The 20,847-nt window shown below is 44.7% G+C and carries 14 protein-coding genes; 8 read left to right on the top strand and 6 right to left on the bottom strand.

Annotated features, from left to right (window positions below; translation table 11 throughout):
- Positions 1–205 precede the first annotated feature (205 nt).
- Both KSW37_RS00370 and KSW37_RS00365 read left to right on the top strand, forming a co-directional pair.
- The gene (locus tag KSW37_RS00370; protein ID WP_217312984.1) at positions 206–3,238 is read left to right on the top strand and encodes a SusC/RagA family TonB-linked outer membrane protein; all 3,033 of its coding nucleotides are present in this window, start codon (positions 206–208) and stop codon (positions 3,236–3,238) included.
- A gap of 18 nt (positions 3,239–3,256) precedes the next feature.
- Complete coding sequence (locus tag KSW37_RS00365; protein ID WP_217312983.1) at positions 3,257–4,807, top strand: RagB/SusD family nutrient uptake outer membrane protein; 1,551 nt, start codon at positions 3,257–3,259, stop codon at positions 4,805–4,807.
- 625 nt (positions 4,808–5,432) lie between these two features.
- Here KSW37_RS00365 and KSW37_RS00360 read toward each other — a convergent pair.
- The 3 genes from KSW37_RS00360 to KSW37_RS00350 form a co-directional block, all read right to left on the bottom strand.
- On the bottom strand, positions 5,433–5,639 hold the full coding sequence (locus KSW37_RS00360; RefSeq protein ID WP_118416843.1) for a group II intron maturase-specific domain-containing protein: 207 nt from the start codon (positions 5,637–5,639) through the stop codon (positions 5,433–5,435).
- A 70-nt stretch (positions 5,640–5,709) separates the two neighbouring features.
- Positions 5,710–6,963, bottom strand: coding sequence for an ATP-binding protein (locus KSW37_RS00355; RefSeq protein ID WP_217312982.1), 1,254 nt, complete (start codon positions 6,961–6,963; stop codon positions 5,710–5,712).
- Between the two features lie 511 nt (positions 6,964–7,474).
- A complete protein-coding gene (locus KSW37_RS00350) occupies positions 7,475–9,232 on the bottom strand; it encodes an ATP-binding protein (protein ID WP_217312981.1) in 1,758 nt (585 codons plus the stop codon).
- 906 nt (positions 9,233–10,138) lie between these two features.
- Between KSW37_RS00350 and KSW37_RS00345 the strand changes: the two genes are divergently transcribed.
- Both KSW37_RS00345 and KSW37_RS00340 read left to right on the top strand, forming a co-directional pair.
- Positions 10,139–10,282, top strand: coding sequence for a hypothetical protein (locus KSW37_RS00345; RefSeq protein WP_006847677.1), 144 nt, complete (start codon positions 10,139–10,141; stop codon positions 10,280–10,282).
- Positions 10,283–10,645: 363 nt separating this feature from the next.
- The gene (locus KSW37_RS00340) at positions 10,646–11,839 is read left to right on the top strand and encodes an SGNH/GDSL hydrolase family protein (RefSeq protein WP_437181778.1); all 1,194 of its coding nucleotides are present in this window, start codon (positions 10,646–10,648) and stop codon (positions 11,837–11,839) included.
- Between the two features lie 45 nt (positions 11,840–11,884).
- Here the strand turns inward: KSW37_RS00340 and xpt are convergent, their stop codons facing one another.
- Positions 11,885–12,451: a xanthine phosphoribosyltransferase gene (gene xpt, locus KSW37_RS00335; protein ID WP_022120760.1), complete on the bottom strand. Its 567-nt coding sequence runs from the start codon at positions 12,449–12,451 to the stop codon at positions 11,885–11,887.
- Between the two features lie 174 nt (positions 12,452–12,625).
- Between xpt and KSW37_RS00330 the strand changes: the two genes are divergently transcribed.
- Entirely contained in the window at positions 12,626–13,612 is a 987-nt protein-coding gene (locus KSW37_RS00330) for a YqiA/YcfP family alpha/beta fold hydrolase (protein ID WP_089544845.1), read from the top strand.
- Between the two features lie 267 nt (positions 13,613–13,879).
- Here the strand turns inward: KSW37_RS00330 and KSW37_RS00325 are convergent, their stop codons facing one another.
- Positions 13,880–15,187 carry a nucleobase:cation symporter-2 family protein gene (locus tag KSW37_RS00325; RefSeq protein WP_254368518.1) on the bottom strand — a complete coding sequence of 436 codons (1,308 nt, stop codon included), beginning with the start codon at positions 15,185–15,187 and terminating at the stop codon, positions 13,880–13,882.
- A 206-nt stretch (positions 15,188–15,393) separates the two neighbouring features.
- Complete coding sequence (locus KSW37_RS00320) at positions 15,394–15,861, bottom strand: nucleoside deaminase (protein WP_006847694.1); 468 nt, start codon at positions 15,859–15,861, stop codon at positions 15,394–15,396.
- A gap of 244 nt (positions 15,862–16,105) precedes the next feature.
- Here KSW37_RS00320 and KSW37_RS00315 point away from each other — a divergent pair, with 244 nt between their 5' ends.
- The 3 genes from KSW37_RS00315 to KSW37_RS00305 all read left to right on the top strand — a co-directional run bounded on the left by KSW37_RS00315 (position 16,106) and on the right by KSW37_RS00305 (position 20,834).
- On the top strand, positions 16,106–19,591 hold the full coding sequence (locus KSW37_RS00315) for a DEAD/DEAH box helicase (RefSeq protein WP_217743409.1): 3,486 nt from the start codon (positions 16,106–16,108) through the stop codon (positions 19,589–19,591).
- A 187-nt stretch (positions 19,592–19,778) separates the two neighbouring features.
- Positions 19,779–20,246 (top strand): transcription elongation factor GreA, encoded by a 468-nt coding sequence (greA, locus tag KSW37_RS00310; RefSeq protein ID WP_006847697.1) that lies wholly within the window; start codon positions 19,779–19,781, stop codon positions 20,244–20,246.
- 186 nt (positions 20,247–20,432) lie between these two features.
- On the top strand, positions 20,433–20,834 hold the full coding sequence (locus tag KSW37_RS00305; RefSeq protein ID WP_217312978.1) for an HIT family protein: 402 nt from the start codon (positions 20,433–20,435) through the stop codon (positions 20,832–20,834).
- Positions 20,835–20,847: the final 13 nt, after the last annotated feature.

The following is a 20,847-nucleotide window of genomic DNA, read 5'->3' as shown; positions in this document are numbered from 1 at the left end:
ATTAAAAATATTATTAAAATTTAGTGAAGCTTGAGATACTTCCCTATATATAATAAGGTATGGCAACATACCCACCCCACCAGTTCGAGATAAGAGCTGGAGACGAGAAATGAGTCCCCACGCTCAATAAAAGTTGGGAGGATATGTAGTGAGAAAGAAATATAAAACATTATATATTTATTAATTAATTAAACGAGAGAGATTTATGGAAAAAAGACTCATGACGTTTATTGCCTGCCTCTTCCTTAGTTTAGGAATGGCGTTGGCGCAAACTCAAGTTTCCGGTAAAGTAACCTCTGCAGAGGATGGTGAACCAATCATTGGTGCATCTATCAAAGTAGTGGGTACAAAGACCGGTGCGGTTACCGACATTGAAGGTAACTTCTCATTAACCGCTCCAGAAGGAGCAAAACTGGAGATTTCATATATTGGTATGAATTCCCAAACTGTTAAGGCAGGTTCTAACATGAAGATTGTTTTGAATCCTGACAATAAGACTTTGGACGAAGTCGTTGTTACAGGTTATGGTAACTTTAAGAAGTCTTCATTCACAGGTTCTGCTTCAACATTGAATACTCAGGGCTTGGAAGATATCCCTGTTGTATCTCTTACCGATAAACTTTCTGGTGGTGTTCCTGGTGTTTCTGTATCAGGCTCATCTAGTGCGCCTGGTGCTGTTAGCAGCATCCGTGTACGTGGTATGGGTTCAATCAACGCAGGAAATGAGCCATTGTATGTAATTGATGGTACTCCAATGAACGCAGGTAATGCAAGTGCTTTCAATTCAGAACCAGGCAGTGGTTATAACGATGCAGGTACAAGTCTCTTGGCAACTCTGAACAGTAACGATATCGAGTCTATTACTGTCATTAAGGATGCCGCAGCTGCTTCACTTTATGGTTCTCGTGCTGCCAATGGTGTAGTTGTCATTACAACAAAGAGCGGTAAGGCTGGTAAAACAAACGTAGAATTCCGTAGCGATTGGGGTTTTTCAAACATGGCAATTGACTACCGCCCACAGTTGAGCGGTGCTGATCGTCGTGAACTGCTTTATACTGGTTTGAAGAATTATGCATTATACAATGCTGGTTATGATGATGCTGCAGCAACAACTTTTGCAAAAGAAAATATCGAAGATTTTGCAGCAGTACCAGAGAATGGCTATACAGACTGGAAAGACTTGTTGTTCCGCACAGGTAATCATGCGAACTATCAGGTAAGTGTATCTGGTGGTAGCGAAAAGACCAAGTTCTATTCTTCTGTTTCATACATGAAACAGGAAGGTATCTTATATAAACAAGGGTTAGAGCGTTTTACAGGTAATGCTAGTGTAAGTCACGACTTTGGAAAATTCAACTTACGAGTAAATTCTCAGTTCTCTAAGATGAACCAGAGTTTGGTAAATGAAGGAACTTCATATTCTGGTGCCATTGCAAACTATGCTTTGTTCCAGAGTCCATCTTCAGTTCCTTACGATTCTGAAGGAAACTTGACACAGTGCGGTATGTTTGGTGTAAACCCACTTTACGAGCAGGAGCATAGTTCTGACAAGAACGTCATCAACCGTGCTTTGAACAGTATGCAGTTGACATACAACGTATGGGACAACTTGAAGATAAGCGAGAAGGTTTCATACGATTACATCAACTCTACTGAAACTGTTCTTTGGGACCGTTTCTCTAATGATGGTGCACCAGGTGGTGTTGCTCAGCGTATTATCAATGAATTCAACACATTGAATACTCAGACACAGGCTTCTTATAACAAGTCATTTGGCGAGCATAACGTAGATGCTTTACTTGGCTTTGAGACAGAGGATTATCACTACACTCAGACATATCTCAGTGGTGATTCTTATCCAGGCGATAAGTATGAGTTTGAAAATGCGAATAACACAAGTACTCAAACAGACAAGCAAGGTTATCGCTTAACATCATTCTTAGGCCGTGTTAATTACAATTATGCTGATAAGTATTACTTTGGTGTTAGCTATCGTCGTGATGGTAGTTCTCGCTTGGCTCGCGAAAACAGATGGGGCGACTTCTGGTCTTTGTCTGGTTCTTGGAGATTCACAAGTGAGAAATTCATGGATCCTATCAAAGATGTATTGACTGATGGTAAGATTCGTGTATCTTATGGTGTAAATGGTACTCAGCCATCAGTTTACTATGGTTACAAATCATGGTATAAGTGGGGCTTCTTCTATAACGGCACCAATGGTTCTGCCATCTCAGGTATCGCAAACGAGAACTTGAAGTGGGAAAAGAACAAGGCTCTGAATATCGGTATCGACTTGAATTTCTGGAATCGTCTGTCTTTGACATTTGATTACTATACTCGTACAACAAGTGATTTGATCTTCGATTTGCCAGTATCTGCTGTACCTGGCTATTTCTCTTCTCCTGGTTATGCACTCACTTCTCCTCAGAATGTTGGCGAGTTGAAGAATACCGGATATGAAGTTACTATCACATCGAATAACTTTAACACAAAGGATTTCACTTGGACTACAACTCTGAACCTTGCTCATAATAGCAACAAGGTATCTAAGCTTTATGGTGGTCAGAATCAAATCATCAGTGGAATATTAATCCATAAGGAAGGTGAGCCATACTACTCTTACTATACATACGAATATGCTGGTGTTGACCCTGAAACCGGTAATGAATTGTACTATAAGAATGATGGTACTGGTGAGACTACAACAAACTATGCTGAAGCTAACAAGACAATCGTTGGCAAGCATGATCCAGCTATTGAAGGTGGTTTGACAAATACTTTGCGCTATAAGTTTATCGACTTTGGTATGACCTTGACATTCTCTTTAGGCGGTGACGCTATGGATTATGCAACATGGCAGCATTCCAATGGTGGTTCATTCCTCTATTCTGGTGCAGTACCTGCTTACTATAAGATCGAGGATATGTGGCAGAAGCCAGGCGACAATGCAAAATTGCCTAAGTTCCAGTATGGTTCTACCACACCAATGTCTTCACGTTGGATGATGTCTACAGACTACTTGCGTATCAAGAGTTTGTCTATTGGTTTCAACGCTCCTAAGAGTTTCATCTCACAATTGGGTCTTAGCAAGGCACGTGCATACTTTGCAGCATCTAACTTGCTGACCTGGAAATCTAAGGATCTCACAGTAGACCCAGAGGTTCCAGTAGATGGTCTTTGCACTTTTGAGACTCCTGCATTGAGAACATTCACATTCGGTATCGAACTCGGTTTCTAAACAAAAATGATTAGACAAATGAAAGTATTTAAATTTATATATAAAGCAACACTTTGCGCAACTTTGTCAGCAACAGTCCTGACTTCCTGCGTAAACAACTGGCTTGACCTTGAACCATCAGATGGTGTAGAGGAAAAGGAAGGTATCACAAATAGCGACAACATGGGAACTGCTGTTGCGGGTTTGTATGCTGGTTTAAAGGGCAATAGCACTTTGATTGATTATTATGGAGCCAATATGTTCCTGTATGGTGATGTTCATGCAGATGATATGCAAAGTAACGAATTGGCAGGTACTAACAGTAACCGTGCTTCATTCTACTATCTCATGCAATACACTACAGGTACAGCATTCTCTGGCAATGCAATTTGGCAGTCACCTTATATTGTTATGGGACGTGCTAATCGCATCATCGCTGCAGCAGATGGTCAACTAGAAGATAAGGACGAAGCAGCAGCAACTATAGCAAATTACAAGAGCCAAGCTTTGGTTCTTCGTGCAATGGCCCTCTTTGATATGGCACGCATTTATGGTAAAACATATACAGAAGACAATGGTGCATCATTGGGTGTTCCATTTACTGAGAATGTTGTTTCAGCAGCAGACATTGCAACTTGCCAGTTGCCACGTTTGACAGTTAAAGAGAACTATGAACAAGTTCTCAAAGATTTAACTGCGGCCATCAACTCTAATGCATTAACAGAGGATAAAGACCAGGGCTATATCAATGTTTGGGCAGCTAAGACGCTCCTTGCTCGTGTTTATCTGACAATGGGTGAATGGGAAAAGGCTCTGAATGTTTCTGAGGATATCATCAACAACTCTCCATATCAGTTGTGGACAAAGGACCAGTATGCTGGAGCTTGGTATGAAACAAGTGCAGCTCATGAAAATGAGATGATCTTTGAAATTCTGATTAATGACAATAAAGACTGGACTGACCGAAATGGTATTGGATATCTGTACAACGAGCAGAGTGATGACCATGTAGGATATAGTGATGTTGTTGCTACTAAGAGTTTCGTAGATATGTTATCTTCAGATCCAAAGGATGTTCGTAATAACGTATTCTTGGCATCTCTGAATTCAAAAAACAAGAAAGTTTATGGCGACAACAAAGTTTGGTTGAACAAAATTCCTGCAGTAAATGGTGATCCACGTTACTCTAATGTACCTATGATGCGCCTTTCTGAGGTATATTTAACTGCTGCCGAGTGTGCTTTTAATCTTGGTAACAAGACAAAGGCAGCTGAGTATCTCAATGCAATTATTGAGAATCGTACCTCTGATGAATCTAAGCTTGTAACAGCAGAAAACATCACTGCAGAACGAATCTCTATCGAGCGTCGTAAGGAATTGGTTGGTGAAGGCCACCGTTACTTCGATTGTCTCCGTCGCAATGAAAAGATTGTTCGTTATACCAGCGAAGCAGACAAAGGTTGGCACCAGATTTTGAACTCAGAGGAAATGTCTTTCGATCGTGACTATTACAAAGCAATCTCTGCTATTCCTCAGAGCGAAATCAATGCAAACCCTAATATCAAGCAGAATGACAAATATGGTGAGTAATCTCTTACTCTCATAAGAATATATAATTAAGGTGTATCCTTATTGCCCAATACAATGGGCAAAGGGATACACCTTTTTCTTTTTATTTATCTCCCTCTCTCTCAGACATTTCCCCAAGAAGAAACGATGGCAATAAATAGTATTTATACCTATCGGATTTTGAAGGAATGTTTGAGAATCAAAGATCCTCAATACATGACAACATTTCTTATCCCGAACAGAGGTAAATACTGGCTCAGGGGAGATTGTCTTATCCACGGACAATCTCCCCTGAGCCTTTTTCTTTCCATTCTTGATAATCGCTTTTTGATTTATATACTTTCGTTCTTGCGACTATCCTGTAGAACAATCGTAATACAAAATCAGCCACAAGAATTTTTCTCACAGCAGACTTTGTGTACCACCTTCTTTTGCAGAGATATGGTGACGATGGCGCTGTATCGGTACCATGCTATCACTGCAATCGGTACCGCTTGTATCGCTGCAAACGGTACCAAGATTTCAGTTCTGCTGTCGAGTAAGTGGAGGGAATTTCACCCACCCTTCTCTCGGAACCATGCTTGACAGCCTCCCATCACAAGGCTCTTCGCACTTAACTCTTTTGTTCATAAGTTTATATTCTTTATTAACCTAGACGTGGATAGGGTACAAATCCCTTTACCCAGGGTAAAAACTCATTTCTGTTGTGTGCCGCATACTCCACAAGCCATTCATACGCTTTGCTAAACTTCTTACCCTTGGAGAAGCGCTTGTACTTACGCATCACCCATCGGATCAGTCGCTCATTGATGTACTTTAACACCTTGCGGAACTCAGACGGCAATAGTAACATCCGATTTCGTACTCCTAAATGCCTCTACTTAAAATTTATGGCACATGTGCCACTTTTTAAAAGTAGAAGCCTATTCTAATATGTTTCGTTGCAAAAGAAAATCAAACAAGCTTATGAACAAGATGCCTGCTTCATTGTGATGAGAAACAATATTGTCCTTTACTATGATTATCTTCTGGAAGTTATCTGAGATATGTTTTAGTGATGCAGATTCTTGTTCTATCTTTTCCTTATCTGGAAGAGCAAGGGCAGACTGGATGTAATAACGCTTAGAGCCATTGTTGACTACAAAATCTACCTCCAATTGCTTGCGCATCATTCCTTGTTGCGGTGTTCGGGTACGAGTTTCTACCATACCAACATCCACAAGATAGCCACGGCATCGTAATTCATTGTATATCACATTTTCCATGAGATGGGTTTCTTCTATTTGACGGAAATCCAGAAGGCTATTGCGCAGTCCTAAGTCTACGAAATAGTATTTAGACAATGTACCGATGTACTTTTTCCCCTTAATGTCATACCGCATCGCTTTCTCTATCAGGAAGGCTTCTTGCAAGAATCCTAAGTAATTGTCGATTGTTAACGGAGACAGGTCTGCATTGCTTACGCTCTTGAAAGTGTTGCTCAATTTATTCGGATTGCATGGTGAGCCTACCGATGATGCCATTACTTTAACAAGAGAGTCGAACTCCGTGTTTTTCTTGACATTATTTCTGTCTATCAAGTCTTTTAGATACACCGTAGTATAGAGATTACGCAGATAACTCATCTTCTTTTGCTGGGTATCCAAAGACAAGATTAAAGGCAAACTGCCATACGTAATATAATCTCGCCATGCATCTTCTTTGTTGCCATCGTAAGCCGATACATATTCAGAAAAAGACAGAGGGTAAATACGTATTTCATCACCTCTTCCTCTGAACTCTGTGGCAATGTCGGAAGATAGAAACTTAGAATTGCTTCCTGTTACGTAGACATCCACATTGTCTATATGAAGAAGACTGTTCAAGGCTCCAACAAAGTTGTTTACCATTTGAACTTCATCCAATAGGACATAATGAATTTCAGAATCTTTGATGTTACCTTTAATATAGTGTAGCAGTTTCTTGGGGTCACAGTATTCATCGTTCAGTATATCATCCAAAGCCAGAGATATAATATGGTCTGGAGAAATGCCATCTGCCAGGAGATGATCTCTAAACAACTTGAATAGAAGATATGATTTGCCACATCTTCTGATACCTGTAACTATCTTTATCAAGCCATTTTGTTTGCTTGATATGAGTTGGTTGAGATAATATTCGCGCTTAATTTCCTTCATGCTACTTAAAATTTCTGGCACATGTGCCATTTTTTTTAAGTGCAAAGATATGCGAAAGTAGAGTTCTAACCAAAAATTTTTAGATTTATTATACTAAAAAGGTGTGCGCACTAGCCGCTCTATCCTTAGATTATAGGGCATTCTTGCTATTGGACAGGTAACAAACCTGACCTCCCAGTTATCCCTTGCTAAAACTTTTCTTCTCATTTCCTTGCATCTTTCAGAAGAAAAGCGTATCTTTGCATAAGATTAGCGAGGGTGATTTACAAGCAAAAAGTGGTAGTTTTACCACTTTTCGTCACTTTCCCATTTTCTCGTTCCCCAAAAATGACATAAATGGGCTCAGGAGAGATTGTCTATACACGGACAATCTCCCCTGAACCGAAATACTACAAATGAATTGTGACTTTGTAATCACTGTATGTAGATCGAAAGGCCAAACAATAGATGTCGTCGAAAATTTTCTTTTTATCTCTCTCAAACATTTTCGACCTGTATGGTTGAAATAGTTTTATATCTCCTCGCAAGCCACCATTTCCGCTCCGCGGTAGATAACCACCAGCTTGTGGAGCTTTGTAGTCTTTACTGCCTCTCTGACCATATCACTGTCCGCATAGCGAGAGATTTGAGCTGAAGCCTCCTCGAAGAGCTTTTTCACTTGCTCATCTGTGGTTTGGCTCTTGCAATATTTCAACTCGATGATATATGAATCTACCATGTCCTTGTAGATGTCACAGAGCGGAGAGAGGAAGATGTCGGCATAGCCGCCGTCATTGTCCAGCTCAGAGATAGGGCGATAGAACTTGTTCTGGCTCGTCATCGCCAAGGTGAAGCCATGCACGAAAGCCTCTCCCTTCTGCTTGTCTCGCTGGGAGGAGTACTTCTTCAGGCAGTCGGCGATATACTCAAAGTATGGCTTGAATTGTCCATCGTATGCCAGTTTACTCTCCAGTTTACCCTTGCTATATCTATCATATACCAAGTCGTTCTCCTTGTAGGTGTCGAGCAGGTAGGTGTACATCTGGTCACGCACCACCTCATTCGGGATGATGAACTTGGTCTCACCCTTGTATGTTCCGTCTATCGTCACCATGCCGAAATAAAACAGCAGGCTGAGGAAGTTGTCTGGGTCATTGATTCGCTCGGCAGGGAAGTTCTCGTTGAGCGTGCCTATCACGAATCCCTGGGTCACCAACTGCTGGATGACGCTAGCGTCGTGGGCGAACTCCTTGTCGTGGCGGATGAGCATTCGCAACTTGTCATAGTCGATACGGATGTTGGTCTCCACCATCTTTTTAGGGATTTGGTAATTGCTTCGGATGTAATTATCTACGAAGTTGAGCACCATTACCGAGTTGTACATGGTGGTCTCACCATATCTATCCTCTGCAAAGCAATAGTTGTCGTACCAAGGCTTCATCACCTTGATCAGCTCATCGGTAGTGTGATTGAATGGCAGGACGCTGCCGTAATAATCCAGCATCTCTCTCACTTCTTCCTCGGTAAATCCCGTCATCTCATTGAAGTCAGATGAGAGCGAATAGTTGGTTCCGATGTTGAATCCGCTGGTAAGGTCATCCATGGTCACAGGGCTTACTCCCGTAACGAACACTCTGCCCAGGGTATTGCCAGCCGCACCCTTGATGGTGTTGAAGAACTGGCGCAAATATCCCTCTCCGTGGGTCTGGTTGCGATACCTCATAAGATGCTCCTCATGGGCGAGAATCATATTGGTGAAGTTGTCGTACTCATCGATGAAGAGATAAATCTTCTTTCCCACCTCCTGGCATTTCTGGCAAAGAAACCTCAGTTGAGACACTGCATCTGTTAACTTTTCCATTCCTTCCTTGGTATTGGCAGGAAGAATATGTGCATAGATGTCACAAAAGAAATTGAATACAAGGCGACAATGGTTGTCCAATCCATCCTTATAATCATCCAATCCAGCTGCCACCTCGGCAAAATTGAGGTGGATGATGAGATATGTATTATGCTCTGGTGTAGGATTCTGCCCGATGTATAGCTTGCCAAAGATTTCCTCAAACTTGTCTTTCTTATTGATGTCATAGTAATTCTCAAGCATGGAGAGGGTAAGTGTCTTGCCGAAACGGCGAGGGCGAATGAAGAAGAAATACTTGTTGGATTCTTCTATTTGCTCTATGAAAGGAGTCTTGTCCACATAGTAACAATCCTCTTTTATGACATCCTCAAAATTCTGCATACCGTATGGTATGCGCTTGCGATAAATGCGCTTTGGTCTTACTATCATAACTCAGTTTGATTATTCGTTTTTGAATCTGATGGCAAAGATAATACTTTATCTCCTAATCTCCAAAACTTTTCCCGAAAAACTTCTACCATTACAGCTAGAACATTTTCCCAAGAAGAAACGAGGGCAATAGTATTTATACAAATCGGATTTTGATGGAATGTTTGAGAAACAAAGATTCTTTACGCACATGAATATGATTTCTCAAATCTAATGCCACATTTGCCACGCTTATTATAAGTAACTGATAATAAGAGCATAACGGGTGGCAATAAGGGGCTTTTTTATTGCCACCTTATTGCCACCTATTGCCACATTTTGCAAAAAACAGCGATTTTCGGGCGTTTTAGAGGTGTTTTTGGAGCTAAAAGGTTGAAAACATTGAGCAAAAACGCTTATTTTCTATTCATTTTTTAGTGCTTTTCTATGCTCTTTATCGAAAAACCTCCCACGATGCAGCAAAAATTACGTCCCGACGTAGCATTTCCTACGTCCCGATGTAGCAACAGACGCGTCCCGACGTAGCAACAGATACGTCGGGACGTAATTTTTCGAAAAGATCTTTGGCATATTCCATTTTAATTATTATCTTTGCAGCGCTGTCCCGGTAAAGCCCTCTCCCAGATTATTCGATGCTGGTGATGACCCGTTTTTTTTGTTTTTCTTTTTATTTCCCTCATCCTCAAACATTTTTCAATAATTCTTTGCATCTTTCAGAAGAAAAGCGTATCTTTGCAGAAGATTAGCGGCGCTCGGCAATCTGAAAGTAAACTTTCATTGCACTCGCTGGCATAATCTTTGCAGAAGATTAGCGGCGCTCGGCAATCTGTAAGCAAGCTTACATTGCGCTCGTTTGCATAATCTTTGCAGAAGAAATGTTCAACTTTTAAAACAAGGAGGTAGAATATGGATTTATTTGATAGCAAAAGACAAGAAAGATTAGAGGCTGCAAGAAAGGCTTCTACTGCCAGTAAAGAAGCAGCACGTGCCTTTTTAATTAGGGCAGGAATTCTTTTACCTAATGGAGAAGTTGCACCACATTTGAGATAAAGGTATGCAAAAGCAAAACGTTTAAGGTCGCAAATTGAGACCTTAAACGAAAAACATGGTCAACAAGGCGGCTGAGCAAGTATAACAATGCGGCTGAATAAACGTAACGAGACGGCTCATCTGGCACAAGGATACGCCTGAGCTGGGGCAAAGATATAGATTAGGAGGTTCAAAGAGTCAGTATCTGAGGTTCTAGGAGACTATATCTGAGGTTCAAGCAGACTGCTTCTTGAAGATTTCCACTAGGCTCGGCAGCTCTGCTGAGCCTAGTCAGCAGCTCTGCCGACTGCAGTCAGCAGGTCTGCCGAGCCTAATGACAACACCCCATTAACATACAAATATATACTTTAAAAATACAACAAGGTGAAAAGATTTATAATGATACTATGCTTCATCTGCACATACACACTACAGATGGCGGCACAAACATGGATTGGAACTTGGGCTACGGCACCGCAGACTGTGGTGAAAGCGTTTATGCCCTATAATAACAACATGACAAACCGTTCGGTTCGCCAGATAGTAAAGGTAAGCGTAGGAGGCGACGTGATAAGACTGAAACTGAGCAATATCTACTCGATGCAACCCGTAGTGATACGCTCCATCTATATCGCCCACGCCAAAGACTCCTTCAAGATTGATGCCAAATCGGCTCAATACTTCAAGTTCGGCAACAGCTACAAGGCTACCATCCCTGCCGGCAGGCAGATAGTGAGCGATGCGCTGAAGTTCAATCTCAAGAACCTGGAGCGCGTAGCCATCACCATCAACTACACCTCGGCTCCCGATGTGCCTACCGTCCACATGGGCTCACGTACCACCTCTTATATCATGAAGGGAGTAACCAATGCCCACTCCAACTTCGAAAAGGCTTTCCGTGAGAACCACTGGTACAACATCAGCGGCATCGATGTGTATACGATGAGCACCAACATGAGTGCCATCGCCATCATGGGCAACTCCATCACCGACGGCAAATGTTCTACGGATAATGCCCAGAACCGGTGGCCCGATGTTATGTCGGAGATGCTGCAGCTGAAACATAAGATAACCAACCAGGGTGTACTGAACCTGGGCATCGGCAACAACCGCGTAACCGTGCCGGGCGGTTTCGGGGCACTCGCCAAGGAACGCTTCGACCGAGACATTCTGATGCAGAGCGGTGTAAAGAAGGTAATTATCTTTGAAGGCATCAACGACATAGGTGCTGCCAAGAGCGGAAACAGCGAGACGGTAGCCCGCCAGATTATAGAGAGCATACAGGGAATGATGAGAAAGGCGAAGGCCCGGAAGATGAAAGTTTACCTGGGCACCATCACGCCTTTCAAGGGTGCCGGCTACTACAGCCACTTCCACGAAGCAGCCCGACTCTATGTAAACGATTGGATTCGAAGTCAGGCAAAGAAAGCAGATGGCATTCTAGACTTCGCCAAGCTGCTTCAAGATCCGAATGATGACAGAAGGATGAAGCGGGAATATGCCAGCGGCGACTGGCTCCACCCGAATCCGAACGGATACAAAGTAATGGGCATCTATGCCGCAGACATTATCAAATAAAAAAGCCGCCCTATTACAGGCGGCTTTTAATATATATAAAAGATTTTACTTCAAGACAATCTTGCAATCATCCAGGCTCTCTACGGTAGCGAGCGCCTCATAACGGATTCCCTCCTTACGCAGGAAGTCACCACCATGCTGGAAAGCCTTCTCGATGATGAAACCCATCGCCTCAATCTTGGCACCAGCCTTCTCGCAAAGGTCCATCACACCCTTAGACGCATTACCGTTGGCAAGGAAGTCATCGATAAAGATAACATGGTCCTCAGGAGTAAGATAACTGTTGCTCACACAAACCGTATAATCGCGGTCCTTTGTAAAAGAGTGAACCACAGAGGTAATCATACCCTCCATAGTCTTAGGCTGCTTTTTCTTGACGAACACAACAGGAAGATTGGTCAGATAACCTACCATGATGGCAGGCGCGATGCCCGAAGCCTCGATAGTAATAATCTTGTTGTACTTGATGTCCTTGAAAAGGCGCACGAATTCCTTAGCTAAGTCCATCATCAGAATAGGGTCCATCTGATGGTTTACAAAGCTGTCTACTTTTAAGATTCCACCAGGAAAGCATCTGCCCTCCTGCATAATTCTTTCTTTCAGTAAATCCATTATGACTTGAACTTTAATATGGTTATTGGGTGCAAAATTACTACTTTTTTCGCAAACAAGGAAGTTTATCGCCCAATAATTTTGTTTTGTCTGCAATTTAGCGTAATTTTGCAGCAGAAATGAATAAGATGTTCAGGGAGCATGATATGATGCCCCCTATAAAACTATAAGAATATGAATCCATATATCAAACAATTCCCCGACCTCATGGCGGGCAAGAAAATCATGTATGTTCATGGTTTCCTCTCTTCTGCACAGAGCGGCACCGTAAAGATGTTGCAGGAACTGATGCCGAATGCCACCCTCGTGGCTGAAGACATCCCGGTACATCCGGAAGAGGGCATAGAGATGCTGCAGAAGATGGCGGAGACTGAGAAGCCCGACCTCATCATCGGTACCTCGATGGGAGGCATGTATACCGAACTGCTGAAAGGATTCGACCGCATCCTCGTAAACCCTGCCTTCAAGATGGGCGATACAATGAGCAGCATGACCGGCAAGCAGGAATTCCAGAACCCTAGAAAGGACGGAGTGAACGAACTGATGGTTAACAAAGGCCTCATCAAGGAATACCGTGACTTTACCGAGCGTTGCTTCCAGGACATTACTCCCGAGGAGCAGCAACGTGTTTACGGTCTCTTCGGCGATGCTGATCCGCTGGTCCACACCTTCGACCTCTTCCATGAGCACTATCCGCTCGCCATCCCATTCCATGGCGAGCACCGACTTATCGACAAGGTAGCATTCCACTATCTCTGTCCGGTAATCCGCTGGATTGACGACAAGCAGAACGGCAAGGAGCGCCCTATCGTATACATCGACTTCGATGCCCTGCACGACAGTTACATGAAGGCAACCAGCTCGATGCACAAGGCTTACGAGATGCTGATAGAGCATTATAATGTATACATCGTAGCCCCAGCGCCAACCAACGACCATGAATACATGGCGAAGGTACAGACCTGGGTGGAGGAATATCTCTCTACCCCAGCCTACAACCACATCATCTTCTGCAACCAGAAGAACCTGCTCTACGGCGATTACTTCATCGACCCTCGCCCATGCGATGGTTTCATGGGTACGACGATAGAATACGGCAGCGATGAATTCAAGACCTTCGAAGAAATCATCACCTTCTTCGAAAGACTGGGAGGACAATAAAGTGAAGAGGGAAGAGTGAAGAATTCTCTTCTTCTTCGCCACACGCCCTGAAAGGGCAGAAGCTCCTAGCCCAGGGTAACACCCTGGGTTAACATACAAACAAAAATGTCGCCCTGTAAGGGCAAAAGCTTCACATAATCAAAGCTTTTGCCCTTACAGGGCGAGGTTGTTAAAATCATCATACCCCCAGGGTGTTACCCTGGGCTAGGAGCTTCTGCCCTTTCAGGGCGTGTGGCGATTTACCTTTTCTTTCTGGGCGAGCTGCGATTATGCCTTATCCAGATTCTTCGGCAACACGAGGTTCAGGATAACGGCGAGCAGGAAGACTACTGCCACACAGTTATCTGCAAAAACGGTGCGCACAATCTCTGGGAAGATGTTGAACATACCTGTTGCAGATGTGAATCCGAGACCTACGCTGAGCGAGAGGCTCACGATGACCATGTTGCGCTGAGAGAAGCCTGTACGCGCCATCATGCCGAAACCGGCAAAGAGGATGCTACCGAACATCATGATGGTACAGCCGCCCAATACAGCCTGAGGAATCGTAGTCAATACATAACCGATAGCTGGGAAGATACCACCGATAATCATGATGATGGCACCCATGGCAATAGTAAAGCGGTTCACTACTCCCGACATCGCTGCCAAACCTACGTTCTGACTGAAAGAAGTGATAGGAGTACAACCGAAAAGACCGGAAACCGAACTTACGAAACCATCGCAGCAGACTGCCGCTCCCATCTCCTTGGTCTTAGGATCACGCTTCAACGCACTGTTGCAGAGCGCAGAAGTATCACCAATCGTCTCTGTGGCAGAAACCAGATATACAGCTACCACCGAGAGAATAGCACCGATATTGAATTCAGGAGTGAATGGCAAAATCTTTGGCAAAGCTACGATAGAGAGACCAGAAAGTCCGCTGAAATCTATCATTCCCATAAACAGCGCCAGGATGTAACCTACCAGCAGTCCAACCAATACAGAGAGAGAACGCAAGAAACCCTTGGCGAAGATCTGACAAAGCAGACAAGCCAGCAAAGTGACAGAACCCACAACCCAGTTGTTCATGCTACCGAAATCAGCTGCACCTTGACCACCCGCAAAAGAGTTGGCACCAACAGGAAGGAGCGAGAAACCGATGGCTGTTACCACGGTAGCGGCTACTACAGGCGGAATGAGTTTGATCCAATACTTGGCGAAAAGTCCGAGTGTTCCTTCTACCAGACCACCAATGATGACAGCGCCTATCAAAGTACCCATACCATGAGCACCGGCAATGGCGATGGCGAGCGAAAGGAAGGTGAAGGAGATACCCATCACGATAGGAAGGCGAGAACCGATACGCCATACCGGATAAAGCTGCACCAAGGTACCGATACCGGCGATGACCATACAGTTCTGGATAAGCACGGCGCTCATCGAACTGTCCAGACCTATCGCACCAGCGAGAATCATGATTGGCGCAATATTGCTGACGAACATCGCCAGCACATGCTGAAGACCAAATGGGAGTGCTTTACCTACGGGCACTCTGCCGTCTAATTTGTAGAGATTTTCTATTGACTGTTCCATTGTCGTTATAATAATTAGAGAATTTCCATTGTCCATCAATTCAGGGTCTTTTCTGAATTTGGCGGCAAAATTACAAAGAAAATCTGAGAAATCGTTCCTTTTCTCCATTTTTCTCTATCCCGCATGATAGAATACAAGAAGAATCTACGAAAAAAGGAAGGCTGCAGTTCATATTCCGTGCAACCTTCCCTTTTTATCTTATCTCATTAATACTCCGTCTTTTCCGCATTTTCCTCCCACATGCGGAAGGCACCGAGCGCCTCATCGCGCATCAGGGCAATCATCGGCTTGTGGCGGTCTTCTATCTTGCGGTCTATCTCCTCATAGATAAACTCATCATCGAAACCTATCTTTGCCGCATCCTTCCGGTCGTTGGCATAATAGATACGGTCGAGATGTGCCCAATAGATGGCACCCAGGCACATCGGACAAGGCTCGCAGGAGGTATAGATCTCGCAACCTTCCAGATTGAAGGTCTTCAACTTGCGGGTAGCCTGTCGGATACAGTTCACTTCGGCATGAGCCGTAGGATCGAGGTCGATGGTTACACTGTTGGAAGCCTCAGCGATGATGATACCGTCCTTGGCTATCACAGCACCAAAAGGTCCGCCACCTGTCTTCACGCTATTCTTTGAGAGCTCAATGGCTCTATGCATCAATTCTTCTTTTGTCATTGTTTAATACTTTTAGATTAATAATACCCCTTCTTTTCAATTGGGGGCTACAAATATACAAAAAAGAAATGATACGGCAAGCATTTCTTGCATTATTTTTTAGTACTTTTGCTGCAAAGATACACTTTTTGGCACGAACGCCCTAAATTTCCTTAAATACGCATTCCTGTTCAACAGTTAATTATCAATAATTATAAATACCTTTATTATAAGAGTAGTTATAATTTTCGTAACTTTGTAGTCTATGAATCAAAACAATATCAGCGCCGCTGAACTTTTCCAGCGGGTAAGGGAACTACTGACGCTCCCCGAACTGGAGCCGAAGACACGCAACAAGATGATGCACGATACGCTCATCCTCTGCTGCCACGAAGGAGTGAAGGATACCAAACAGGCTTTCGGTAACCTTTTCTCCCAGGTGGATTATCTCTGCAAGGCTCACGGCATCAAGGTGGCAGACAAGATTGCCATCCAGACCATGCGCCGGCACAGTAATTCGCAGGAACCGCTTTCAAGCGAAGATTTGAAATATGATGCCCGTGCCCTTGCCATCTTCATCTCCGCCGTATTCGGAGTGGATGTACCTCACGAGCTAAACGTGCTCATTCCCCATACCAACCGCCCTTATCAGAAGGGACTGGAAATCAACAACCGCCGCATCCGCTGCATCGTGAAGAACTGGGACAGCGACTTTATCCGTGTAGACATCGACCAGGATGCTGACGAAGAGGAATATCTCGTTCAACTGAAAGATGAAGAGAACCATATCGACCATACCTATCTCTGGGATATCCTGAAGGAAGGTATGCAGCTCAACCTGCTCGACTGTCAGGTAAAGCAGCCCATCATCACTCCCCGGCTCATCGTGGTAGAACCCGATTATCTGGTAGATATCAGTAGTATCGCCACCTGCTTCACGGCTTTCGGTCATCATCCCCTGCTCTATCTGCTGAACCAGATGAAACCCCGTGCCAACACCCAGGCTACCCTGCTCGGTAACTTTGCCGGTGCTGCGCTGGATGACATCATCAATACAAACGGCAAATACCAGATGAACGAAACCATAAAGACGAATTTCAGGGAGAAAGCACTGGAGTTCTGCACCTGTCCCTGGTTTGATGCCAAGAAATTCTATACCGATGCCAGTCTGCAGGCATTCAATCTGCAGCAGGTAGTGGATATTCTCTTTCCCCGCACCGCATCGCAGGCACAGATGTCAGCCTTCCGTGGCGAAAGTCTTTACGACAGGAAGAAAGCCATCCTCGAACCTTCGTTCGTCTGCGAAGCACTCGGCATACAGGGACGTGTGGACCTGATGACCACTGACTGCAAACTGCTGGTGGAGCAGAAATCGGGACGCAACATGAATATCGAAACCCATCAGGTTGATCCGGGGTATCACAGTTATCAGCTGGAGCCACACTATGTGCAGCTGCTGCTCTACTATGGCGTATTGCAGCACAACTTCAAGCTGAGCAACGACCGCGTGAATATCCGTCTGCTCTACTCCAAGTATCAGCCGCAAGATGGATTGATGGTGGTAGCCTATTACCGCAAGCTCTTCCAGGAAGCCATCACCTACAGAAACCAACTGGTAGCCGCCTCCTTCGAGATAGCCAAGGAAGGCTTTGAGCATGCGCTGAACGAGTTTACCCCCGAAGTTCTCAATGTAGCCGGCACCCAGGACTTCTTCTACAACAAGTACCTGAAGCCTCAGCTCAGTGCCATCACCGACCCACTCCATGCCCTATCGCCACTGGAGGAAGCCTACTTCTGCCGCATGATGACCTTTGTGCTCAGAGAGCAGATGATCAGCAAGGTGGGCGCACAGGAAGGAACGAACACATCCAGTTCCGACCTCTGGACCATGCCACTCGCCGAAAAGAAAGATGCGGGCAACATCTATACCGACCTGCACATCATCCGGAAGGAACAGAGCAGCGCAGGAAGCGGATATGATACCATCACCCTCAGCGTGCCCGACCAGGGAAAAGACTTCCTGCCCAACTTCCGCATCGGCGACATGGTATATCTCTATACCTACAAGCTGAAGGAAGAACCCGATGTGAGAAAGGCTATATTATATAAAGGTGTACTGCAGGAGATTCACAGCGACGAGATTGTGGTGCATCTCACCGACGGACAGCAGAATGCCGATATCTTCGAGATGAATCTGCCTTACGCCATAGAACATGGAACGAGCGATGCATCAACAGGCGGAAGCATCCGCAACCTGCACCAGTTTATCTGTGCACCCAAGGAGAAGCGCGACCTGCTGTTAGGACAGCGTGCTCCGCAAAGAGATGCCTCGCTTACATTAACCAGACATTACGATGATGTACTGGACGACATCATTCTCCGTGCCAAGCAGGCACAGGATTACTTCCTGCTCGTGGGACCTCCGGGAACAGGAAAGACCAGCCGTGCCCTGAAGTTTATGGTAGAAGAAGCATTGAACGATGGAACGGGAATGCCGACAGCAGAAAGCATCGCCTCGGGAGGCAAGACGGCTCAGCAGCCTGCATCCTCCATCCTCCTGATGAGTTATACCAACCGTGCCGTGGATGAAATCTGCGAGATGCTGGTAGATTCCGGCATCCCATTCCTTCGCCTCGGCAGCGAGTACTCCTGCGATGAGCGGTTCCGCCCTTATCTGATAGAGAAAGCCATCAGCGACTGTCCGAAGCTCGAAGCCATCAAACAATATATAATAGGTACGCGTGTAATCGTGGGCACCACTTCGATGATGACCTCCAAGCCGTTCATCTTCTCGCTGAAGCACTTCAAGCTTGCCATCATCGACGAGTCGAGCCAGATACTGGAGCCAAATCTCATCGGTCTCCTGTCTGCCGTGGATAAGTTCATCCTCATCGGCGACTACAAGCAGTTGCCAGCCGTGGTGCAGCAGAGCGAGCAGGATTCAGGCATTCCTACCATCAACGACAGTCAGAAAGGTGGAGTCATCGACATGAGCATCCTGCAGGACATCTGTCTTACCAACTGCCGCAACTCCCTCTTCGAACGTCTGATTCATTGGGAAGATCACGAAGAGCGCAGCGAATTCATCGGCATTCTGCGCCGCCAGGGAAGAATGCATCCCGAGATTGCAGAGTTTCCTAATCGGATGTTCTACCGCCGGGAGAAGCTGGAACCCGTGCCATGTCCACACCAGTTGGAGACAGAACTGTCATACACCCTTCCATCAGAAGATGCGCTCGACGATTTGCTGAAGGAGCACCGCATGATATTCCTCCCATCCAAATTCTGCAAGGAACCGAATGTATCCGATAAGATCAATGCCAACGAGGCAGCAATCGTGGTAGACCTGCTTCGCCGCATCCACCGCTTCTATGGAGAGCGTTTCGATGCCAAGAAGACGGTAGGCGTCATCGTTCCTTACCGCAACCAGATAGCCATGGTACGCAAAGGCATCGAAAAGCTCGGCATTCCGGAACTGGAGAAAATCAGCATCGATACCGTAGAACGGTACCAGGGCAGCCAGCGCGATGTCATCATCTACAGCTTTACCATCCAGAACATCTGGCAGCTCGACTTCCTTGCCGGCAACAGTTTCGTAGAAGACGGTGCCATCATCGACCGCAAGCTGAACGTAGCCATCACCCGTGCCCGAAAGCAGATGATTATGACAGGCAACCCGGAGATATTGCGCAATAATCAGATTTTTAGCGAATTAATGAACTATGTGAAGGAAAAAGGAGGATATTTTTAAAATTTCCCCCAAAAAATTTGGTGATACGGAAATAAAGTTCTATCTTTGCATTCGAATTATACACAAAAGGATAAACAAGAGACACATATAAGATATAGGATTCCGGTGCTTCACTGGCACTGGAATTCTTTATTTTTTATGCTACTTGCCAACCGATTATTAATAACATTAAAACAACAAGAAAATTATGGCTTACATGTCACAAGAAGGCTACGACAAACTCGTAGCTGAGCTGAAACAGCTCGTATCTGTAGAGCGCCCTAAGGCATCAGCCGCAATTGCTGAAGCCCGCGACAAGGGTGATTTAAGTGAGAATTCTGAGTATGATGCCGCTAAAGAGGCACAGGCTCATCTGGAAGATAAGATCAATCGCCTGAAGCTCACCATTGCCGAGGCCAAGATTATCGATACCAAGCAGCTCAGCACCGACAGCGTGCAGATTATGTCGAAGGTAGAGATGACCAACATGGCTAACAAGGCAAAGATGACTTATACCATCGTGAGCGAGAGCGAGGCAAACTTGAAGGAAGGCAAGATTTCCATCAAGACTCCTATTGCACAGGGATTGCTCAACAAGAAGGTAGGTGAAGTTGCAGAGATCAAGATTCCTCGCGGCACCATCAATCTTCGCATCGACAAGATTTCATTTGAATAAAACGGAATAAAAGGAACTATCATATCGGCAGCGATGCCCGTATGACGGTTCCTTTTTATGTTATATGTAAGCCACCCCGATATACTCTATAGAAAATGAAAGTTGCCGATGCAACGACTTCAAAAAGAGAATCATATAATATGAATTGTAAATTATAAATTATTAATTATAAATTGATTAGCGATTATGGCAAGCATTTTTTCAAAGATTGCAGCAGGAGAGATTCCTAGCTACAAGTGTGCAGAAAGCGACAAGTTCTATGCTTTCCTCGACATTAGCCCTATCGGCAAAGGTCATACTCTGGTAATTCCTCGCAAAGAAGTGGACTACATCTTCGATATGGAGGATGCAGACCTGGCTGAGTTTGAGGTTTTCGCCAAGAAGGTAGCCAAGGCTATCAAGGCAGCCTTCCCATGCAAGAAGGTAGCTCAGGTAGTATTGGGTCTGGAGGTTCCTCATGCCCATATCCACCTCATCCCAATGAACAGCGAGGCTGATGTAAACTTCCGCAAGGAGCATCTCAAGCTCACAGAGGAAGAATTCAAGGAAATTGCTGATAAGATTTATACGGAATTCAAGAAACTTTAAATGCAAGAAGTTT

It is taken from the genome of Segatella copri, assembly GCF_019127135.1.
Taxonomy (GTDB): Bacteria; Bacteroidota; Bacteroidia; order Bacteroidales; family Bacteroidaceae; genus Prevotella.
Note: the sequence above shows the minus strand (reverse complement) of the source record. Positions and strands in the feature narration are given on the sequence as shown.